Raw genomic sequence first — 16192 nt, 5'->3', positions numbered from 1 at the left:
ACAATCAGATGCGACAACATACATTGGATTTTCATCATTCACCCTGCCCGATTTTTTTACGGGCGCCCACGCCAAGGCATTGAACAAACCGATGGACGCACATTACAGCCCACGTGAACTCGAACACCAGGTACAGCAGTATTGGGACAAGAACCAGTGCTTCAAAGCCGTAGAGGATGCTTCAAAAGAGAAGTTCTACTGCCTCTCGATGTTCCCCTACCCCAGCGGCAAACTGCATATGGGCCATGTGCGTAACTACACCATCGGCGATGTGGTTTCGCGCTTCCAGCGTATGCAGGGCAAGAACGTCATGCAGCCGATGGGGTGGGATGCATTTGGCATGCCCGCCGAAAATGCGGCGATCCAGAACCAGGTGCCGCCCGCCAAGTGGACCTACCAGAATATCGATTATATGCGCAACCAGCTGAAAGCGCTGGGGTTCGCCTATGACTGGGGTCGCGAATTTGCCACCTGTGATACCAGCTATTACCGCTGGGAACAGTGGTTCTTCACCAAGCTGGTGGATAAAGGGCTGGTATACAAGAAGATGTCGACGGTCAACTGGGACCCGGTCGACCAGACCGTACTGGCCAATGAACAGGTGATTGAAGGCCGTGGCTGGCGCTCCGGCGCTCTTGTCGAACGTAAGGAAATCCCCCTGTGGTTTTTGAAAATTACCGATTACGCTGATGAACTGCTGGCGGATCTGGATCATATCGACTGGCCGGAACAGGTCAAAACCATGCAGCGCAACTGGATTGGCAAATCCCGTGGCGTCGAACTGAGTTTTGATATTGAAACCGCAGAGGGTCAGCTCGCTGAGCCGCTGTCGGTCTACACCACCCGCCCGGATACTCTGATGGGGGTCAGCTACATGGCGGTAGCCGCCGACCACCCGCTGGCCAAGCAGGCGGCTGAAACCAGCGCTGAGATTGCCAACTTCCGTGAGGAGTGTGCCAAGGGCGGTACCTCTGAAGCCGAAATGGCCAAGCGTGAGAAAAAAGGCCTGCCCACCGGACATATCGCCATTCATCCGCTTAATGGCAAGCAAGTACCCATCTATGTGGCCAACTTCGTGCTGATGGAATTCGGCACTGGCGCCGTTATGGCCGTGCCAGCTCATGATCAGCGCGATTGGGAGTTTGCCACCAAGTACGGCATCGAGATTCTCCCGGTGATTGCCGCTGAAGATGGCAGCACCCCTGACCTTTCTGAAGGAGCCTACACCGACTACGGTACGCTGATTAACTCGGGCGAGCTTGATGGCCTGGCTTTCGCAGCCGCCTTTGAGGCCATTGCCACCAAACTGGCTGAAATGGGCCGTGGTGAAGTCAAGACCAACTATCGCCTGCGCGACTGGGGCGTTGCCCGCCAGCGCTACTGGGGTGCGCCGATTCCGGTGAAGTACGGCCCCGCCGGTGAAACCGTGCCGCTCACCGACGAGGAATTACCGGTCGAGCTGCCGATGGAAGTCACCGTCGATGCCTCCGGCTCGCCGTTGAAGAAAATGCCAGAGTTCTCCGAACTGGGCGATGGCTGGCTGCGCGAAACCGATACCTTTGACACCTTTATGGAATCTTCTTGGTATTTTGCGCGCTTCTGCTGTGCGGATAACCATGAAGCCATGCTCGACGACAGGGTCAACTACTGGTTGCCGGTCGACCTGTATGTGGGCGGCATCGAACACGCCATTCTCCACCTGCTGTATGCGCGCTTTTTCACCAAGCTGATGCGTGATTTCGGGCTGGTCGAGGCCAGCGAGCCCTTCCAGCGCCTGCTCACCCAGGGCATGGTGATTGCTGAAACCTACTACCGCACGACCTCCAACGGCGGTAAGCAATGGTTCAACCCGGCGGATGTCGAGGTCAAGCGCGATGACAAGGGCCGCCCGATCAGCGCCATACTGGTCAGCGATGGTCAGCCGGTCGAGATGGGTGGCATCGAGAAGATGTCCAAGTCCAAGAACAACGGCGTTGACCCGCAATCGATGATAGACAAGTTTGGCGCTGACACCGTGCGCCTGTTCATGATGTTTGCTGCTCCGCCGGAGCAGTCGCTGGAATGGTCGGAATCTGGCGTAGAAGGCGCGCACCGCTTTATCAAGCGCCTGTGGCGTCAGGTGCAGGAACATCTGGGGGCTGGCCAGCCGCCTGCCCTGGAGACTGCCAGCCTGAACGATGATCAGAAGGCCATGCGGCGCAAGACCCATGAAACCATCAAGAAAGCCAGCGATGACATCGGCCGCCGTATCACCTTCAATACGGCCATTGCCGCTGTGATGGAGCTTTCCAACACCCTAGCCAAGTTCGAAGATACTAGCCCACAAGGCTTGGCCGTGGCCCGGGAGGCTGTGGAAGCCAGCGTTCTGCTGCTAGCACCTATTGTTCCCCACGTCAGCCATATCCTCTGGGAGCAACTGGGTCACGCCGAGCCTGTGATTGACGCTCGCTGGCCGCAGGTGGACGAACAGGCCCTGACCCGTGACACCATTGAGCTGGTGGTACAGGTCAACGGCAAGCTGCGCGCCCGGCTTGAAGCCGATGCTGATGCTGACAAGGCCACAGTGGAAGCGCTGGCCATGGCCGATGACAATGTCCAGCGGCATATCGACGGCAAGACGGTGCGTAAAGTCATCGTTGTGCCCGGCAAACTGGTCAATATTGTGGTGAGTGGATGAAGCGCCGTCATTTTCTGCGCCTTACCCTGATGACAGGCATGGCAGCTTCGGCTGCCGTGTTGGGCGGCTGTGGCTTTCAGCTGCGAGGCACTCAGCGACAGCGCCATATTCCACCGATGGCATTGGAAGGCGATACGCGTAGCCTGGTGGCGCGCAACCTGACCGTGGAGCTCAACAACCTTGGCAATGGTATTGACGAAGAGGCGCCCTGGCGGCTGACCCTCTCATCGCCGACGCTTGAACAGCGGCGCCTGGGCGGGGAAGATTCCGGCAGCCAAGAGCATGAATTTAGCCTGGAAATCCAGGTATCCGTGCAGGAGCGATCAAGCGGTGGCTTTGCACTGAACAACCAGACCCTCAGCGTTATCAGCCGCCAGCGCCTTAATGATGATGATCTGTTAAACCGTGAAAGCCTGATCGAGGAAACGCGTTTAACGCTATCCAAGCGCCTGGCACAGCGTGTCGTGGAACGCATCAGTGCTTTGGAGACGTTCGAGTGAAGGTATTTGCTGACAAGTTACCAGCCGCCCTTGAAAAGCGCCTTCCCAAGGTCGTGATTGTTGCCGGGGATGAGCCTCTTCAGCACCGTGATGCCTGCGATGCGGTACGCGCCGCTGCCCGGCAAGCCGGCGTTGAAGAGAGGGAAGTGATTGACGTTGAACCCAACTTTGCCTGGGGCCGTTTGCTGGATATTGCTGGCAACCTATCCCTGTTTGCCTCGCGCAAGCTGATTGATGTGCGCCTGGGCAACCAGAAGCTGGGGCAGGAAGGTAGCAAGATGCTGGTTCACTATGCTGAACAGATGGACGGCAGCGACGATATCCTGCTACTCAGCATGGGCAAACTGGATGCCAAACAACAAAAAAGCGCCTGGTTCAAGGCGCTGGATAAACACGGTCTGTTTGTGCCCGTCTGGCCGGTCGATGCCTCGCGCCTGGGCTATTGGCTGCGCGACCGCGCTGGTTTGCACGGTTTACAGCTGGATATGGACGCAGCCCGACTGTTGGGCGAACGTACCGAAGGCAACCTGCTGGCGGCTGACCAGGAACTGCAAAAGCTGGCTCTGATGCTCCCCGCTAACGCGCGTATCAGTGCCGACACTATTGCCCAGGGCGTGGAAGACAATTCACGTTTTGATGTCTTTAATCTAGCTGATGCCTGCCTGAAAGGTGAACCGTCCAGAGTTTCACGCATCGTCCACGGCTTGCGAAGCGAGGGGATTGAGGCGCCAATTGTGCTTTGGGCACTGAGCCGCGAACTACGCACCCTGCTATCCATTCATCAACACATTGATCAAGGGCAGAGCTTTGAACATGCTTGCAAGGCACAGAAGCCGATGATTTTTGATAAACGTCGCCCTGCCTACCAACAGGCCATTCAACGCTTACCCATGAAGCGCCTGCACAAACTGCTGCTGATGGCCCAGCGCCTGGATCTGGCTGTTAAAGGCGCATCACCTGTGCCGCTTTGGCCAGGATTGCATGATCTTGCCTTCACCCTGGCCGGTGGCCGCGGCCTGCTGGCAGAATCTGCCTGGACCTATCGGCTGCATTAGTTCTCTACCAATCAACGGCGCGTTGCATCGTAGCCAAGGTCAGCACCGCGGCTTTCATCGCTGGTGCGACGTACAGAAACGCCACGGCGTTTGCGATTTTCCTCTTCGCACACTTCATCCTTGCCGCCGCAGATATCACAGCCGTTTTTCATCCCGATCTGGTTCAGTCCACCACATGAGCCTGCGATAGGCTTGCGGCCCAGAATGACACCGACTGCCATAGCGCCCATTACCAGCAGCATGAAACCAAATACCAGTAACCAGATTGCCATTATTGAACACCTCGTTTAACAGTGAGTATGCGTGGGGCCAATACAACAACAAACAGTGGCTCCACGTTTCTCCTATCCTAATTGACAGTATTATACGCTGATAGTGCCCTTTTCGACCAATCATGGCCCCATACAAAAACGGGGCCAGCCGATTGGCTAGCCCCGCTGTACCGGTAAGAGTAGAAATTATCCGCCAAAGTCATCCAGCAGAATATTTTCAGGCTCCACGCCCAGATCAAGCAGAAGCTTGATGCAGGAGGCGTTCATCATCGGCGGCCCACACATGTAGTATTCACAGTCTTCAGGCGCCGGGTGATCCTTCAGATAGTTTTCGTACAGAACGTTGTGGATGAAGCCGGTCGGCCCTTCCCAGTTATCTTCCGGCTGGGGGTCGGACAGCGCCAGATGCCACTCAAAGTTAGGGAACTCTTCGGCCAGCTTGTCATACTCTTCATTATAGAAGGTCTCACGCCAGGAGCGCGCACCGTACCAGAACGAAATCTTGCGGCTTGATTTCAGACGCTTGAGCTGGTCAAAGATATGGCTACGCATCGGTGCCATACCCGCACCACCACCGATAAACACCATTTCGGCATCAGTGTCTCTGGCGAAGAACTCACCAAAGGGCCCCATGACAGTTACCTTGTCGCCCGGCTTCAGGCTGAACACATAGGTAGACATCAGGCCAGGCGGATGATTAGTGCCAGGAGGCGGCGTCGCGATCCGGATATTGAACTTGAGCAGCCCTTTCTCATCCGGATAGTTGGCCATCGAGTAGGCACGAATGATTTCTTCGTCATTCTTGTGGGAAATGTCGAACAGACCAAACTTTTCCCAGTCGCCACGATATTCTTCTTCGATGTCGAAATCGGAGAATTTAATATCATAAGGCGGCGCGACCAGCTGAACATAACCACCGGCACGGAAGGCAACTTCCTCGCCTTCCGGCAGCTTCAGGTTCAGTTCCTTGATAAAGGTCGCCACGTTGGGATTGGCGGTGACTTCGGTTTCCCACTTCTTGACGCCAAAGACTTCTTCCGGCACTTCGACTTTCATGTCCTGCTTGACAGGCACCTGACAGGAAAGGCGCCAGCCCTCCTTTTTCTCACGCATGGTGAAGTGAGATTCCTCGGTCGGTAAAATAGAGCCGCCGCCTTCTTCTACACGACACTTACACTGCGCACAGGAGCCGCCGCCGCCACAGGCGGAAGAAAGGAAGATGCCGTTGGCTGCCAGCGTGTTCAGAAGCTTGCCACCGGCCTGGGTAGACAGGGTATGTTCAGGATCACCATTCACTTCAATGGTTACATCCCCGCTACTTACTAGTTTACTGCGGGCCGCCAGAATAATCGCCGTCAAACTGATGACGATGATGGTAAACATGACGACACCGAGCAAGATGACAGTTGTATCAACCATGTCGGTTTCCTATTGCTGAGGGTTTTCAGTGAACCGGCAGCGCCTTGAGGCGCCGCCGGAAAAACCATCTCTCATCAAAGCTGAATGCCGGAGAAAGACATAAAGCCCAGTGACATCAGGCCCACAGTGATAAAGGTGATACCCAGGCCCTGCAAGCCTGCAGGCACATCGCTGTACTTCAGCTTTTCACGAATACCTGCCAGTGCGGTAATCGCCAGCGCCCAGCCAACACCAGAACCAAAACCATAAATGACGGATTCACCGAAATTATAGTTACGTTCCACCATGAACAGAACGCCGCCGAGAATCGCACAGTTAACCGTAATCAACGGCAGGAAGACGCCGAGAGCGTTATAGAGCGCCGGTACGTATTTATCCAGAAACATTTCCAGGATCTGAACCAGAGCGGCAATAACACCGATATAGCTCAACAGACCCAGGAAGGACAGATCAATGTTTTCAGCACCGCTGATTCCCGTCCAGGATAGCGCACCTTCTGCCAGCAAAAAGCCGAAGACAAGGTTATTAACCGGAACAGAAATCGTCAGTACTACGATGACCGCAATGCCCAGACCAAAGGCTGATGACACCTTTTTGGAAACGGCCAGGAAAGTACACATGCCGAGGAAGAATGCCAGCGCAAGGTTCTCAACGAATACCGAGGCAACAAAAAGGCTCAGATAATGTTCCATGTTACACGGCCTCCTTCGGCTGGGTATTTTCTTTCATCTTGAACTCATTGGATTCCACCTGTTCCGGGTTGACTGCGCGCAGCACCCAGATCAACAGCCCGATAATAAAGAAGGCTGATGGCGGCAACAGCATCATGCCGTTAGGCACGTACCAGCCACCGTTCTGGACAGTCTCCAGAATGGTGACGCCAAATACGCTGCCCGACCCCAGGAGTTCACGGAAGAAACCAACGACCATAAGAACAAAGCCGTAGCCAATACCGTTACCGATACCATCGAGGAAGGACATGCCAGGCGTATTGGACATGGCAAAACCTTCTGCACGACCCATGACGATACAGTTAGTGATGATCAGGCCAACAAATACCGACAGCTGCTTGGACATCTCGTAGGCGTACGCTTTGAGGATCTGATCGACCACGATAACCAGCGAAGCGATAATCGTCATCTGAACGATAATACGGATCGAGGAAGGAATGTGGTTACGGATCAGTGAAACAAAAAGGCTAGAAAAAGCAGTAACGAAGATAACGGCCAGTGCCATTACCAACGAAACGCTCATGCTTGTGGTGACGGCCAGCGCAGAACAGATCCCCAGTATTTGCAACGCAATGGGGTTGTTCTTGAAGATAGGTGCCGTCAGGACACTTTTAGGCGTAACGTCTGCCATGTTTTAGGCTCCTTCCGATTCGAGGTCGACATCGGCTTGTTGAGCTTCTTCCTGGGTGATTCCACTACGGAATTTCGCCAGATATTCACCAAAACCTTCAGGGCTCATCCAGAACTGCAACATGTTGGTGACACCATTACTGGTCAGGGTTGCACCCGACAGAGCGTCAACTTCGTACTCGGAGCTCGCACCGCCCTTGGTCAGATGAATTTCCGGCGAAAGGTCACCCTCGTCATCGTAGATTTTTTTACCTTCCCATTGCGCTTGCCAGCGAGGGTTGTTCACTTCAGCCCCCAGGCCTGGTGTTTCACTATGATCATAGTAAGTGATACTGACAATGGTATTGCCATCACCTTCCACGGAAAGGAAGCCATACATGCTGCCCCACAGGCCCTGCCCGCGAATAGGCAGAACAATCTGGTCGGGATCATCGACATTACCAACAAGGTAGATGGTGGCAAAGTTTTCAACCCGCGAAAGACCCGCGATGTCCTGATCACCCGAAAGTGTACGACCCGTTGCCGGATCACGCGCTGCTTCAAACTGGTTGAAGGTATCCGGATCAAACTGATCCGTGTACTCACCGGTGCGCAGATCCACCACGCGCGCAGTGATCTTGTCGCGGAAGGTTTCCTCAACGCTCGTATCTGAGTTAGAAAGCTTGGCCACGTTGAGAATGTTGGATTTACGATCAAGTTCCTGATTTGTCTGCTGCAGCGGACGCAATGCGACGGCTGCTGTCGATACAATGATCGAACAGACGACGCAAAGGGCAAATGCAACAGTCAGAATCTTTTTGATCGAATTATTACCTTGAGCCATCAGGCAATCTCCTCGGCCGGTGCACCAACACGCTTCTGACGACGCTTGATGTTAGCCTGGACAAAGAAGTGATCGATCAGCGGTGCAAACAGGTTAGCAAACAGAATGGCCAACATGATGCCTTCCGGGAAGGCCGGGTTAACAACGCGGATCAGGACGGTCATCACACCAATCAGCGCACCAAACACCAGACGCCCCTGATTGGTCATGGAAGCGGATACCGGATCCGTGGCCATGAACACCATACCGAAGGCAAAGCCACCAATCACCAGATGCCAATACCAGGGCATGGCAAACATCGGGTTGGTTTCTGAGCCGACCAGGTTAAACAGGGTGCTGGTGATCACCATGCCCAGGAAGACACCCAGCATGATTCGCCAGGAGGCGATGCGCGTCCAGAGCAGAACCGCTGCACCAATAAAGATGGCCAGCGTTGACACTTCACCCACTGAGCCGGGAACGAAGCCCAGGAAGGCATCCCACCAGCTGAAGGTAGAAGACAGCGCAGACATGCCTTCCTGGAAAGCCATCGACAGTGCCGTGGCACCGGTATAACCATCTGCCGCGACCCAGACAGCGTCGCCTGAAATCTGTGCAGGATAGGCAAAATACAAGAAAGCACGGCCGGTCAAAGCGGGGTTGAGGAAGTTCTTCCCTGTACCGCCGAAGATTTCCTTACCGATGACAATACCAAAGGTGATACCCAGCGCCACCTGCCAAAGCGGGATAGTAGCAGGCAGAATCAGCGCAAACAGTACAGAAGTTACGAAGAAGCCTTCGTTGACTTCATGGCCACGCTTGATGGCAAACAGTACTTCCCAGAAACCACCCACCACGAAGGTGACCAGGTAGATCGGCAGGAAGTAAGTAGCACCCAGCACAAAGTTGGCCCACAGGCTGCTCGGGTCATGCCCGCCTGCCAGGGTCATCATGATAGCTTCGCGCCAGCCCGCCATGGAGGCATAGCCCGCATCAATCGCGGTATTGGCCTGCCAGCCAGCGTTCCACATGCCAAAGAACATGGCTGGGAAGGTACACATCCATACCGTGATCATGATGCGCTTGAGGTCTATACCGTCACGCACGTGAGCGGTGGTCTTTGCCACGCTGGGTGGCGAATAGAAAATTGTATCGACCGCTTCGTAAAGGGGGTAGAACTTTTCGAACTTGCCGCCTTTGTGGAAGTTGGGTTCGAGATTGTCGAGTGTTTGTCTAATACCCATCATCAGGCCTCTTTCTCGATCATGGTGAGATTGTCACGCAGGATGGGGCCATACTCATATTTGCCGGGGCAAACATAGGTACATAGCGCCAAATCCTCTTCATCCAGCTCCAGACACCCCAGTTGCATGGCAACTTCAATGTCACCTACGATCAGTGAACGCAACAGCTGAGTTGGCATGACGTCTAGCGGCATGATTGTCTCATAGGCTCCGACTGGCACCATGGCCCTTTCCGAACCATTGGTGGATGTCGTCGGCGCATAGTTGCTGAGCCCCTTGATTTTAGAAATATAAATTCCTAATACCGAGTGCTTGTTAGCACCTGGTGATAACCAGCCCATGAAAGCACGCTTGTTTCCTTCTTCCAACAGACTAATCTGCTGATGGAAGCGCCCCAGAAAATTCACGTTGCCCTCTGCCGTCGCACCAGAGAAAACAGAACCAGAAATCACACGGGTATCATCTGGTTGGATCACTTCGCCCTGCAAGAGTTCATCAGTACTGGCGCCAATACGGGTACGCACAAGACGCGGCTTCTCGGCGCGTGGCCCACCAATGGCGATAATACGCTGTGTATCAATCTTGCCTTCAGTGAACAGCTTGCCAAACGCAATCACATCCTGATATCCGATGTGCCATACTTTTTTGTGCAGTGCAACTGGTGACAGATGGTGGATGTGTGTTCCCACCAAGCCAGCAGGATGCGGGCCCGAGAAAGTCTGCGCCTGAACACCGTTGATGTTGCCGCCAGGAATACTGCTGTCCGGACCGCTGCACAGGTAAACCTTACCTTCGGTCAGCCGTGCCAACACTTTCAGACCATCCTCAAACGCCTGGGGCTGCTCATTGATGATCAAAGCAGGCTCAGGGCTCAAAGGATGGGTGTCGATGGCAGTGACAAAAATGTCAGCAGGAGCACTATCGACTTCCGGCGTACGGGAAAACGGGCGCGTGCGTAACGCCGTCCACATCCCCGATTCAACCAGTTGGTCAACAACGCTCTGTCGTTCAAGGCTTTCAAGGTTTGCGCGATCATGAGAAGCAAATGACACCGCCTCTTCAGCCTCATCGGCCTTGATCACTACAGACAGTAAACGACGCTTTTCGCCACGGTTAATGGCAACGACTTCACCTGCTGCAGGCGCTGTAAAGCGCACGCCCGCAATTTTCTTATCGGTGAAGAGCAATTGGCCCAGTTTGACCTTATCCCCTTCCTTGACTTCCATAGTCGGCTTCATACCGACATAGTCAGTGCCCAGGATTGCCACGTGACGCACGGGCTTGGCATCTTCAATGCGTTGCTCGGGCGCTCCCGTGATGGGGAGATCCAGGCCTTTCTTGACTTCGATCATAGTCTCGCCCAGTTGATGGATCGGATAAACGAAGATAAGGGGTTCGAATGGATTCGAATTCTTATTAGTTTCTCAGATTGTTACCAGTCCGGCTTGAAGCTTGAAACAAGCTCAAACCACCCCAAAAATCTACCTCATTATAAAGATAACCGCGTCCAATGACCACATCCCTGACGCTCGCCAAAAGTGCTATATACTAAAAGTGTCATAGACGAAACGGGCATAGCTTTTGCTGGATTAACCCCCAGAAACAGCAACGCCACCCGTAGGTGGCGTTGTAATGACCTCATCATGGCGTGAAATCACGCATGTGGCAGCTTCAGGAAGGTGACGTTGGACATTTGCTGCAGGATACGCACGACCTGACAGCTGTAGCCAAACTCATTGTCATACCAGACGTAGACGACAGCATGATTATCGCTGGCAATGGTCGCCTTGGCATCAACAATACCGGCATGACGATTGCCGACGAAATCAGATGACACCACCTCGGGCGAATCTACAAAATCAATCTGCTTCTGGTAGGAAGAATTGATGGAAACATCGCGTAGGTAGTCATTCAGTGCTTCTGCGTCGGTGTCTTTCTCCAGAGTCAGGTTGAGAATCGCCATGGAAACGTTAGGCGTCGGCACGCGAATGGCGTTACCCGTCAGCTTGCCTTCAAGCTCAGGCAGCGCCTTGGCCACGGCTTTGGCCGCACCGGTTTCGGTCAATACCATGTTCAGCGCTGCGCTGCGGCCACGACGATCACCTTTATGGTAGTTATCGATAAGGTTCTGGTCGTTGGTATAGGCATGCACGGTTTCCACATGGCCGGTGACCACGCCGTACTGGTCGTTCAATGCTTTGAGAACGGGCACGATAGCATTGGTGGTGCAGGACGCTGCAGAGATGATCTTGTCGTCTTCCGTAACAGCATCATGATTGATGCCATAAACAATGTTCTTGATTGAGCCTTTGCCGGGCGCCGTCAACAATGCCTTTGAAACGCCTTTGCATGCCAAGTGCTGGCCAAGGCCGGCTTCATCACGCCAGATACCGGTATTATCGACAACCACGGCATTGTCGATAGCGTAATGGGTGTAATCAATCTCGTCTGGCGAGTCGGCGTAGATAACCTGGACGACATTCCCGTTCACTGTCAGCGTACGCGCTTCCACGTCTATGCTGATCGTACCCTCAAACGGGCCATGGACGGAATCACGACGCAGCAGGCTGGCGCGCTTTTCCAGATCCTTGGCGACGTCACCGCGACCGCGTACGACGATAGCACGCAGGCGCAACAGGTTACCGCCACCGGCTTTCTCGACCAGGATGCGCGCCAGTAGGCGGCCAATCCGGCCAAAGCCATACAGAACAACATCTTTAGGTTCGCCAATGCTGGCACCAGGCTGATAGCCATCGACAATTTCATGCAGCTCTTTGCGCAGGAAGGCCTCAACGTCGCCACCGCCCTGCTTTTTAAGCATCACGCCAAGCTTGCCAATATCGACATGAGCAGGCCCAAGATTAAGGTCGCACATGGCTTTGACAATCGGAAAGGTATCCTGAACGGACAGCTCAGTGCCTTCAATCTTGCGCACAAAGCGATGGTCTTTCAGGATGCGAATGACAGAGCGCTTGATCAGCGAACGCCCGAACATGGTAGCGACAACGTTATTCTGGCGATAGAGACGGCCGACGAGGGGGATCATCTGCTCGGCGAGCGCTTCATTGCTTTGCCATTCCTGGAATATGTTATCGAGCGTTTGCTGACTCACGGGCAACCTCTTCATAGTGAAATAGTAGGGTACGGACGTGGCTATTATCCCGACCTGGAATAAGGGCTGCAATCACTGGATAGTCGCACTACGTGTAAGGAGATTACACAAACGCGTTTTTGACTACAAAAACGCGTCAGCTCAAGCCGCCAGTCGCCATGGTCGTGTATCATCGGGGTTTTCATTTTTTGTGCAGCCGATATTTCTATTATGCCGACTTTCTCTTTGCTGGAACCGCCTGCGCCTAAAGGGGCGCGTGAAACGCTTTACTGGGAAAACCCACCAGGCAGCGCGGTCGCACTGGGGCTGGCCCGCCTAGCGCGCAAGGCGCCCTTGCTGGTGATTACCCCCAGCACGGCGGATGCGCAAACCCTGGAACAGGCGCTGAGTTTTTACACCGAAACACCGGTGCTGCCCTTTCCTGATTGGGAAACGCTGCCTTATGACAGTTTTTCTCCCCACCAAGATATTGTCTCCGCACGCCTGCGCACCTTGCGCCAGCTGCAGGACGGCCTTCACGGCATCGTGCTGGTACCCATCAACACCTTGATGCAGCGCCTGCCACCGGTGGAATATATCGCCGGGCGTGTGATGTCGCTCAAGGCAGGTGATAGACTGGATCGCGAAGCTTTCCGTGAAGCGCTTTCCCGAGCAGGTTACCGCGCCGTGGAAACCGTCTATGAGCCAGGCGAGTACGCCCTGCGTGGCGCCTTGATTGACCTCTACCCCATGGGCGTCGATGCGCCCATCCGTATTGACCTGTTTGACGACGAGATCGAAACCCTGCGTCTGTTTGATCCGGGCTCCCAGCGCACGACTGAAAAGATCAACGATATTGAGCTTCTGCCTGCCCACGAGTATTCGCTCAGCCGTAGTGCCATTGCCTGCTTTCGTGAAAACTTTGAAACGCTTTTCGACGTTGATCCGCGTCAATGCCCTTTGTATAACGACGCTCTAAAAGCCATTCCCTCACCAGGGCTTGAACAATACCTGCCGCTATTTTTTGAACAGACGGCGTCCCTGTTTGAACACCTGAGCGACGCCACTCAGGTTGCCCTGCTGCCAGGTATTCGCGAAGCTGCTGAGCAGCACTGGGCGTCTATCGAAGCGCGTTACGCTAATCTCGGCGTCGACCCGACACGCCCCTTGCTGCCGCCCCATCGCGCCTTTATTGCCAGTAACGATATTTTTAGCGCTATCAACCAGCGCCCACGGGTTGAGTTAACCAGGGATCAAGACAATCGGCATGCTCAGGTACCGCAAGCCCGTACCCTGCCGGAGGTCACCATCAATGCCCGCAGCAAGACGCCGCTGGCAGCGCTTGAGCACTTCCTGACCACGCATACTCACACACGCGTCCTCTTTGTTGTTGAATCCCGTGGCCGCCGGGAAGCGCTTGAAGACCTTCTCGCCCCGCTGGCACTCAAGCTGCCTTATGTCAGCCGCTTTGCTGACTTTCTTGACAGCCAGTTGCCTTATGCGATTAGCGAGGGCCTGGTGGCGCAGGGTTTGTGGCTTGAAAGCCCTGACCTGGCCGTCATCACCGAATCAGAGCTGTTTGGTGAGGTGGTACGCCAGAGCCGCCGACGTGAAAAAGTAACCGACGACAATGAGTTTGCTGTCCGCCATCTTTCCGAACTGAAAGAAGGCGCGCCAGTCGTCCATCAGGCCCATGGGGTTGGGCGCTACCTGGGGCTTGAAACCCTTGAAGCAGGCGGCCAGGCCAGTGAATTTCTTGCCCTGGAGTATGCCAATGGCGCCAAGCTTTATGTACCAGTAGACAGCCTGCACCTGATTTCACGCTACAGCGGCAGCGCGGATGAATTGGCGCCGCTGCATAAGCTCGGCTCCGATCAGTGGGAAAAAGCGCGCAAGAAAGCCGCTGAAAAAATCCGCGACACCGCCGCCGAGCTGCTGGATATCTACGCGCGCCGTGAAGCTCAGGAAGGCGTGGTTTATGCCGCGCCGGACGATGAATATCAACGTTTTGCGGCCAGTTTCCCCTTTGAGGAAACGCCGGACCAGCAGGCCGCCATTGAAGCAGTGACCAACGACATGACCTCCCCCCAGCCCATGGATAGAGTCGTCTGCGGGGACGTAGGGTTTGGCAAGACAGAAGTCGCCATGCGCGCCGCCTTCCTGGCGGCCCAGTCCAATCGCCAGGTAGTGGTGCTGGTGCCCACTACTCTGCTGGCTCGCCAGCACTACGAAAACTTTCGCGACCGTTTTGCCGATACGGCGGTGAACATCAGCCTGGTATCCCGCTTCACCCAGGGCAAGACCATGAACGACACCCTGGAGCGTATCCGCAACGGGCAGACCGATATCGTGATTGGTACCCACAAACTGCTCTCCAAGAGCGTGGAGTTGCCCAGGATGGGCTTGCTGATTATCGATGAAGAGCACCGTTTTGGCGTAGCCCAGAAAGAAAAGCTCAAAACCCTGCGCGCCGAGGTCGATATTCTGACTCTGACCGCCACACCTATTCCACGCACCCTGAATATGGCCATGAGCGGCATTCGTGACCTCTCGATCATTGCCACTCCTCCCGCCCGGCGCTTATCCGTCAAGACCTTCGTTCAGCGCCATGAAGATGGCACGATAAAAGAAGCTCTGCTTCGCGAAATCCTCCGCGGGGGACAAGTCTACTTTCTGCATAACGAAGTCAAGACGATTGAAAACGCCGCAGAAAAGATTCGCGAGCTGGTGCCTGACGCCCGGGTTGCTGTGGCTCACGGTCAGCTTCCCGAACGCAGCCTTGAACGCGTCATGTCGGACTTTTACCACCGCCGCTTCAATGTACTGGTCTGCTCGACCATTATTGAAACCGGCATTGATGTGCCTAATGCCAACACCATTATCATTGAGCGCGCGGACAAGTTCGGGCTTGCCCAGCTGCACCAGCTGCGAGGCCGGGTAGGCCGCAGCCACCACCAGGCTTACGCCTACCTGATGACACCACCTCCCAAGGCCATGACCCGGGACGCTATAAAACGCCTGGAAGCGATCAGCGCTTCCGATGACCTCGGCGCAGGCTTTACTCTCGCCAGCCACGATATGGAAATTCGCGGCGCTGGCGAGCTGCTGGGTGACGAGCAGAGCGGGCAGATGGAAACGATTGGCTACACGCTGTATATGGAAATGCTCGACCGCGCTGTCAAGGCCATCCGTTCAGGCAAGACACCCAACATTAACGCCCCGTTCAATACCGGCGTGGAAATCAGCCTGAACCTTCCGGCTCTGATACCCGCCGACTATATCCACGATGTCCAGCAGCGGCTGGTGATGTATAAACGCATCGCCAATACCCAGAACCGCGAACAGCTCAAGGAATTGCAGGTCGAATTGATAGACCGTTTCGGGTTACTCCCTGCCCCCTTGAAAAACCTGATCCGCCAGACCCAATTGCGCCAGCGGGCGGATCAACTGGGTATCAAGCGGCTGGAAGCCGGCGAAACACGCGGCAAAATCACCTTCGAAAGCGAGACACCGGTTGACCCCATGACGCTGGTCAACCTGATCCAGCGCTCACCCCAGCAGTTTCGTCTTGAAGGCTCAGACACCTTGCGCTTTGAACTGCCGATGGAATCCGTCGACGCCCGCTTTAAACAGCTGGAGGCACTGCTTGATCAACTGAATCAAAAAGTAGCCGCCGCTTGACGTCTGGGGCAAACTGTCCTGAAACACAACGTCGATTGGCCTGCAATGTATTGGCCATTCACCCCTGAACGCATCAGTACCGATCGCACA

General features: G+C 54.9%; 12 protein-coding genes. 4 read left to right on the top strand and 8 right to left on the bottom strand.

Annotation, left to right across the window (positions count from 1 at the left end; genetic code table 11):
• Positions 1-91: 91 nt before the first annotated feature.
• From leuS to holA, 3 genes are read left to right on the top strand one after another with little or no spacing between them, the layout of a single operon-like run.
• Positions 92-2677, top strand: coding sequence for a leucine--tRNA ligase (gene leuS / locus OR573_06615; protein XGA81303.1), 2586 nt, complete (start codon positions 92-94; stop codon positions 2675-2677).
• Positions 2674-3177: a hypothetical protein gene (locus tag OR573_06610; protein ID XGA81302.1), complete on the top strand. Its 504-nt coding sequence runs from the start codon at positions 2674-2676 to the stop codon at positions 3175-3177. Before leuS ends, OR573_06610 begins: the two co-directional genes overlap by 4 nt.
• Complete coding sequence (gene holA / locus OR573_06605) at positions 3174-4232, top strand: DNA polymerase III subunit delta (GenBank protein XGA81301.1); 1059 nt, start codon at positions 3174-3176, stop codon at positions 4230-4232. Before OR573_06610 ends, holA begins: the two co-directional genes overlap by 4 nt.
• A gap of 11 nt (positions 4233-4243) precedes the next feature.
• Here the strand turns inward: holA and nqrM are convergent, their stop codons facing one another.
• From nqrM to OR573_06565, 8 genes are all read right to left on the bottom strand, one after another.
• Positions 4244-4504, bottom strand: a complete 261-nt coding sequence (gene nqrM / locus OR573_06600; GenBank protein XGA81300.1) for a (Na+)-NQR maturation NqrM — start codon at positions 4502-4504, stop codon at positions 4244-4246.
• A 186-nt stretch (positions 4505-4690) separates the two neighbouring features.
• The gene (nqrF, locus tag OR573_06595) at positions 4691-5923 is read right to left on the bottom strand and encodes an NADH:ubiquinone reductase (Na(+)-transporting) subunit F (GenBank protein ID XGA81299.1); all 1233 of its coding nucleotides are present in this window, start codon (positions 5921-5923) and stop codon (positions 4691-4693) included.
• Positions 5924-5997: 74 nt separating this feature from the next.
• On the bottom strand, positions 5998-6615 hold the full coding sequence (gene nqrE / locus OR573_06590) for an NADH:ubiquinone reductase (Na(+)-transporting) subunit E (protein XGA81298.1): 618 nt from the start codon (positions 6613-6615) through the stop codon (positions 5998-6000).
• 1 nt (position 6616) lies between these two features.
• Positions 6617-7285 carry an NADH:ubiquinone reductase (Na(+)-transporting) subunit D gene (locus tag OR573_06585; GenBank protein ID XGA81297.1) on the bottom strand — a complete coding sequence of 223 codons (669 nt, stop codon included), beginning with the start codon at positions 7283-7285 and terminating at the stop codon, positions 6617-6619.
• Positions 7286-7288: 3 nt separating this feature from the next.
• Positions 7289-8107 carry a Na(+)-translocating NADH-quinone reductase subunit C gene (locus OR573_06580; GenBank protein XGA81296.1) on the bottom strand — a complete coding sequence of 273 codons (819 nt, stop codon included), beginning with the start codon at positions 8105-8107 and terminating at the stop codon, positions 7289-7291.
• Positions 8107-9333 (bottom strand): NADH:ubiquinone reductase (Na(+)-transporting) subunit B, encoded by a 1227-nt coding sequence (locus OR573_06575; GenBank protein ID XGA81295.1) that lies wholly within the window; start codon positions 9331-9333, stop codon positions 8107-8109. Before OR573_06575 ends, OR573_06580 begins: the two co-directional genes overlap by 1 nt.
• Positions 9333-10682 carry a Na(+)-translocating NADH-quinone reductase subunit A gene (locus OR573_06570; protein XGA81294.1) on the bottom strand — a complete coding sequence of 450 codons (1350 nt, stop codon included), beginning with the start codon at positions 10680-10682 and terminating at the stop codon, positions 9333-9335. The genes OR573_06575 and OR573_06570 overlap by 1 nt, the downstream gene beginning before the upstream one ends.
• A 302-nt stretch (positions 10683-10984) precedes the next feature.
• A complete protein-coding gene (locus tag OR573_06565; GenBank protein XGA81293.1) occupies positions 10985-12442 on the bottom strand; it encodes a glyceraldehyde-3-phosphate dehydrogenase in 1458 nt (485 codons plus the stop codon).
• Positions 12443-12652: 210 nt separating this feature from the next.
• Here OR573_06565 and mfd point away from each other — a divergent pair, with 210 nt between their 5' ends.
• Positions 12653-16102 carry a transcription-repair coupling factor gene (mfd, locus tag OR573_06560; protein XGA81292.1) on the top strand — a complete coding sequence of 1150 codons (3450 nt, stop codon included), beginning with the start codon at positions 12653-12655 and terminating at the stop codon, positions 16100-16102.
• Positions 16103-16192: the final 90 nt, after the last annotated feature.

It is taken from the genome of Halomonas sp. CH40 (assembly GCA_041875495.1).
In the GTDB taxonomy this organism is placed as follows: Bacteria; Pseudomonadota; Gammaproteobacteria; order Pseudomonadales; family Halomonadaceae; genus Vreelandella.
The sequence above is the reverse complement of the archived record's forward strand: the minus strand, read 5'-3'. Positions and strand labels throughout refer to the sequence as shown.

Coding starts and splice junctions, on each gene's coding strand:
- mfd (XGA81292.1), top strand. CDS start 12,653: ATGCCGACTTTCTCTTTGCTGGAACCGCCTGCGCCTAAAGGGGCGCGT.
- nqrE (XGA81298.1), bottom strand. CDS start 6,615: ATGGAACATTATCTGAGCCTTTTTGTTGCCTCGGTATTCGTTGAGAAC.
- OR573_06585 (XGA81297.1), bottom strand. CDS start 7,285: ATGGCAGACGTTACGCCTAAAAGTGTCCTGACGGCACCTATCTTCAAG.
- OR573_06610 (XGA81302.1), top strand. CDS start 2,674: ATGAAGCGCCGTCATTTTCTGCGCCTTACCCTGATGACAGGCATGGCA.
- OR573_06570 (XGA81294.1), bottom strand. CDS start 10,682: ATGATCGAAGTCAAGAAAGGCCTGGATCTCCCCATCACGGGAGCGCCC.
- leuS (XGA81303.1), top strand. CDS start 92: ATGGACGCACATTACAGCCCACGTGAACTCGAACACCAGGTACAGCAG.
- nqrF (XGA81299.1), bottom strand. CDS start 5,923: ATGGTTGATACAACTGTCATCTTGCTCGGTGTCGTCATGTTTACCATC.
- nqrM (XGA81300.1), bottom strand. CDS start 4,504: ATGGCAATCTGGTTACTGGTATTTGGTTTCATGCTGCTGGTAATGGGC.
- OR573_06580 (XGA81296.1), bottom strand. CDS start 8,107: ATGGCTCAAGGTAATAATTCGATCAAAAAGATTCTGACTGTTGCATTT.
- OR573_06575 (XGA81295.1), bottom strand. CDS start 9,333: ATGATGGGTATTAGACAAACACTCGACAATCTCGAACCCAACTTCCAC.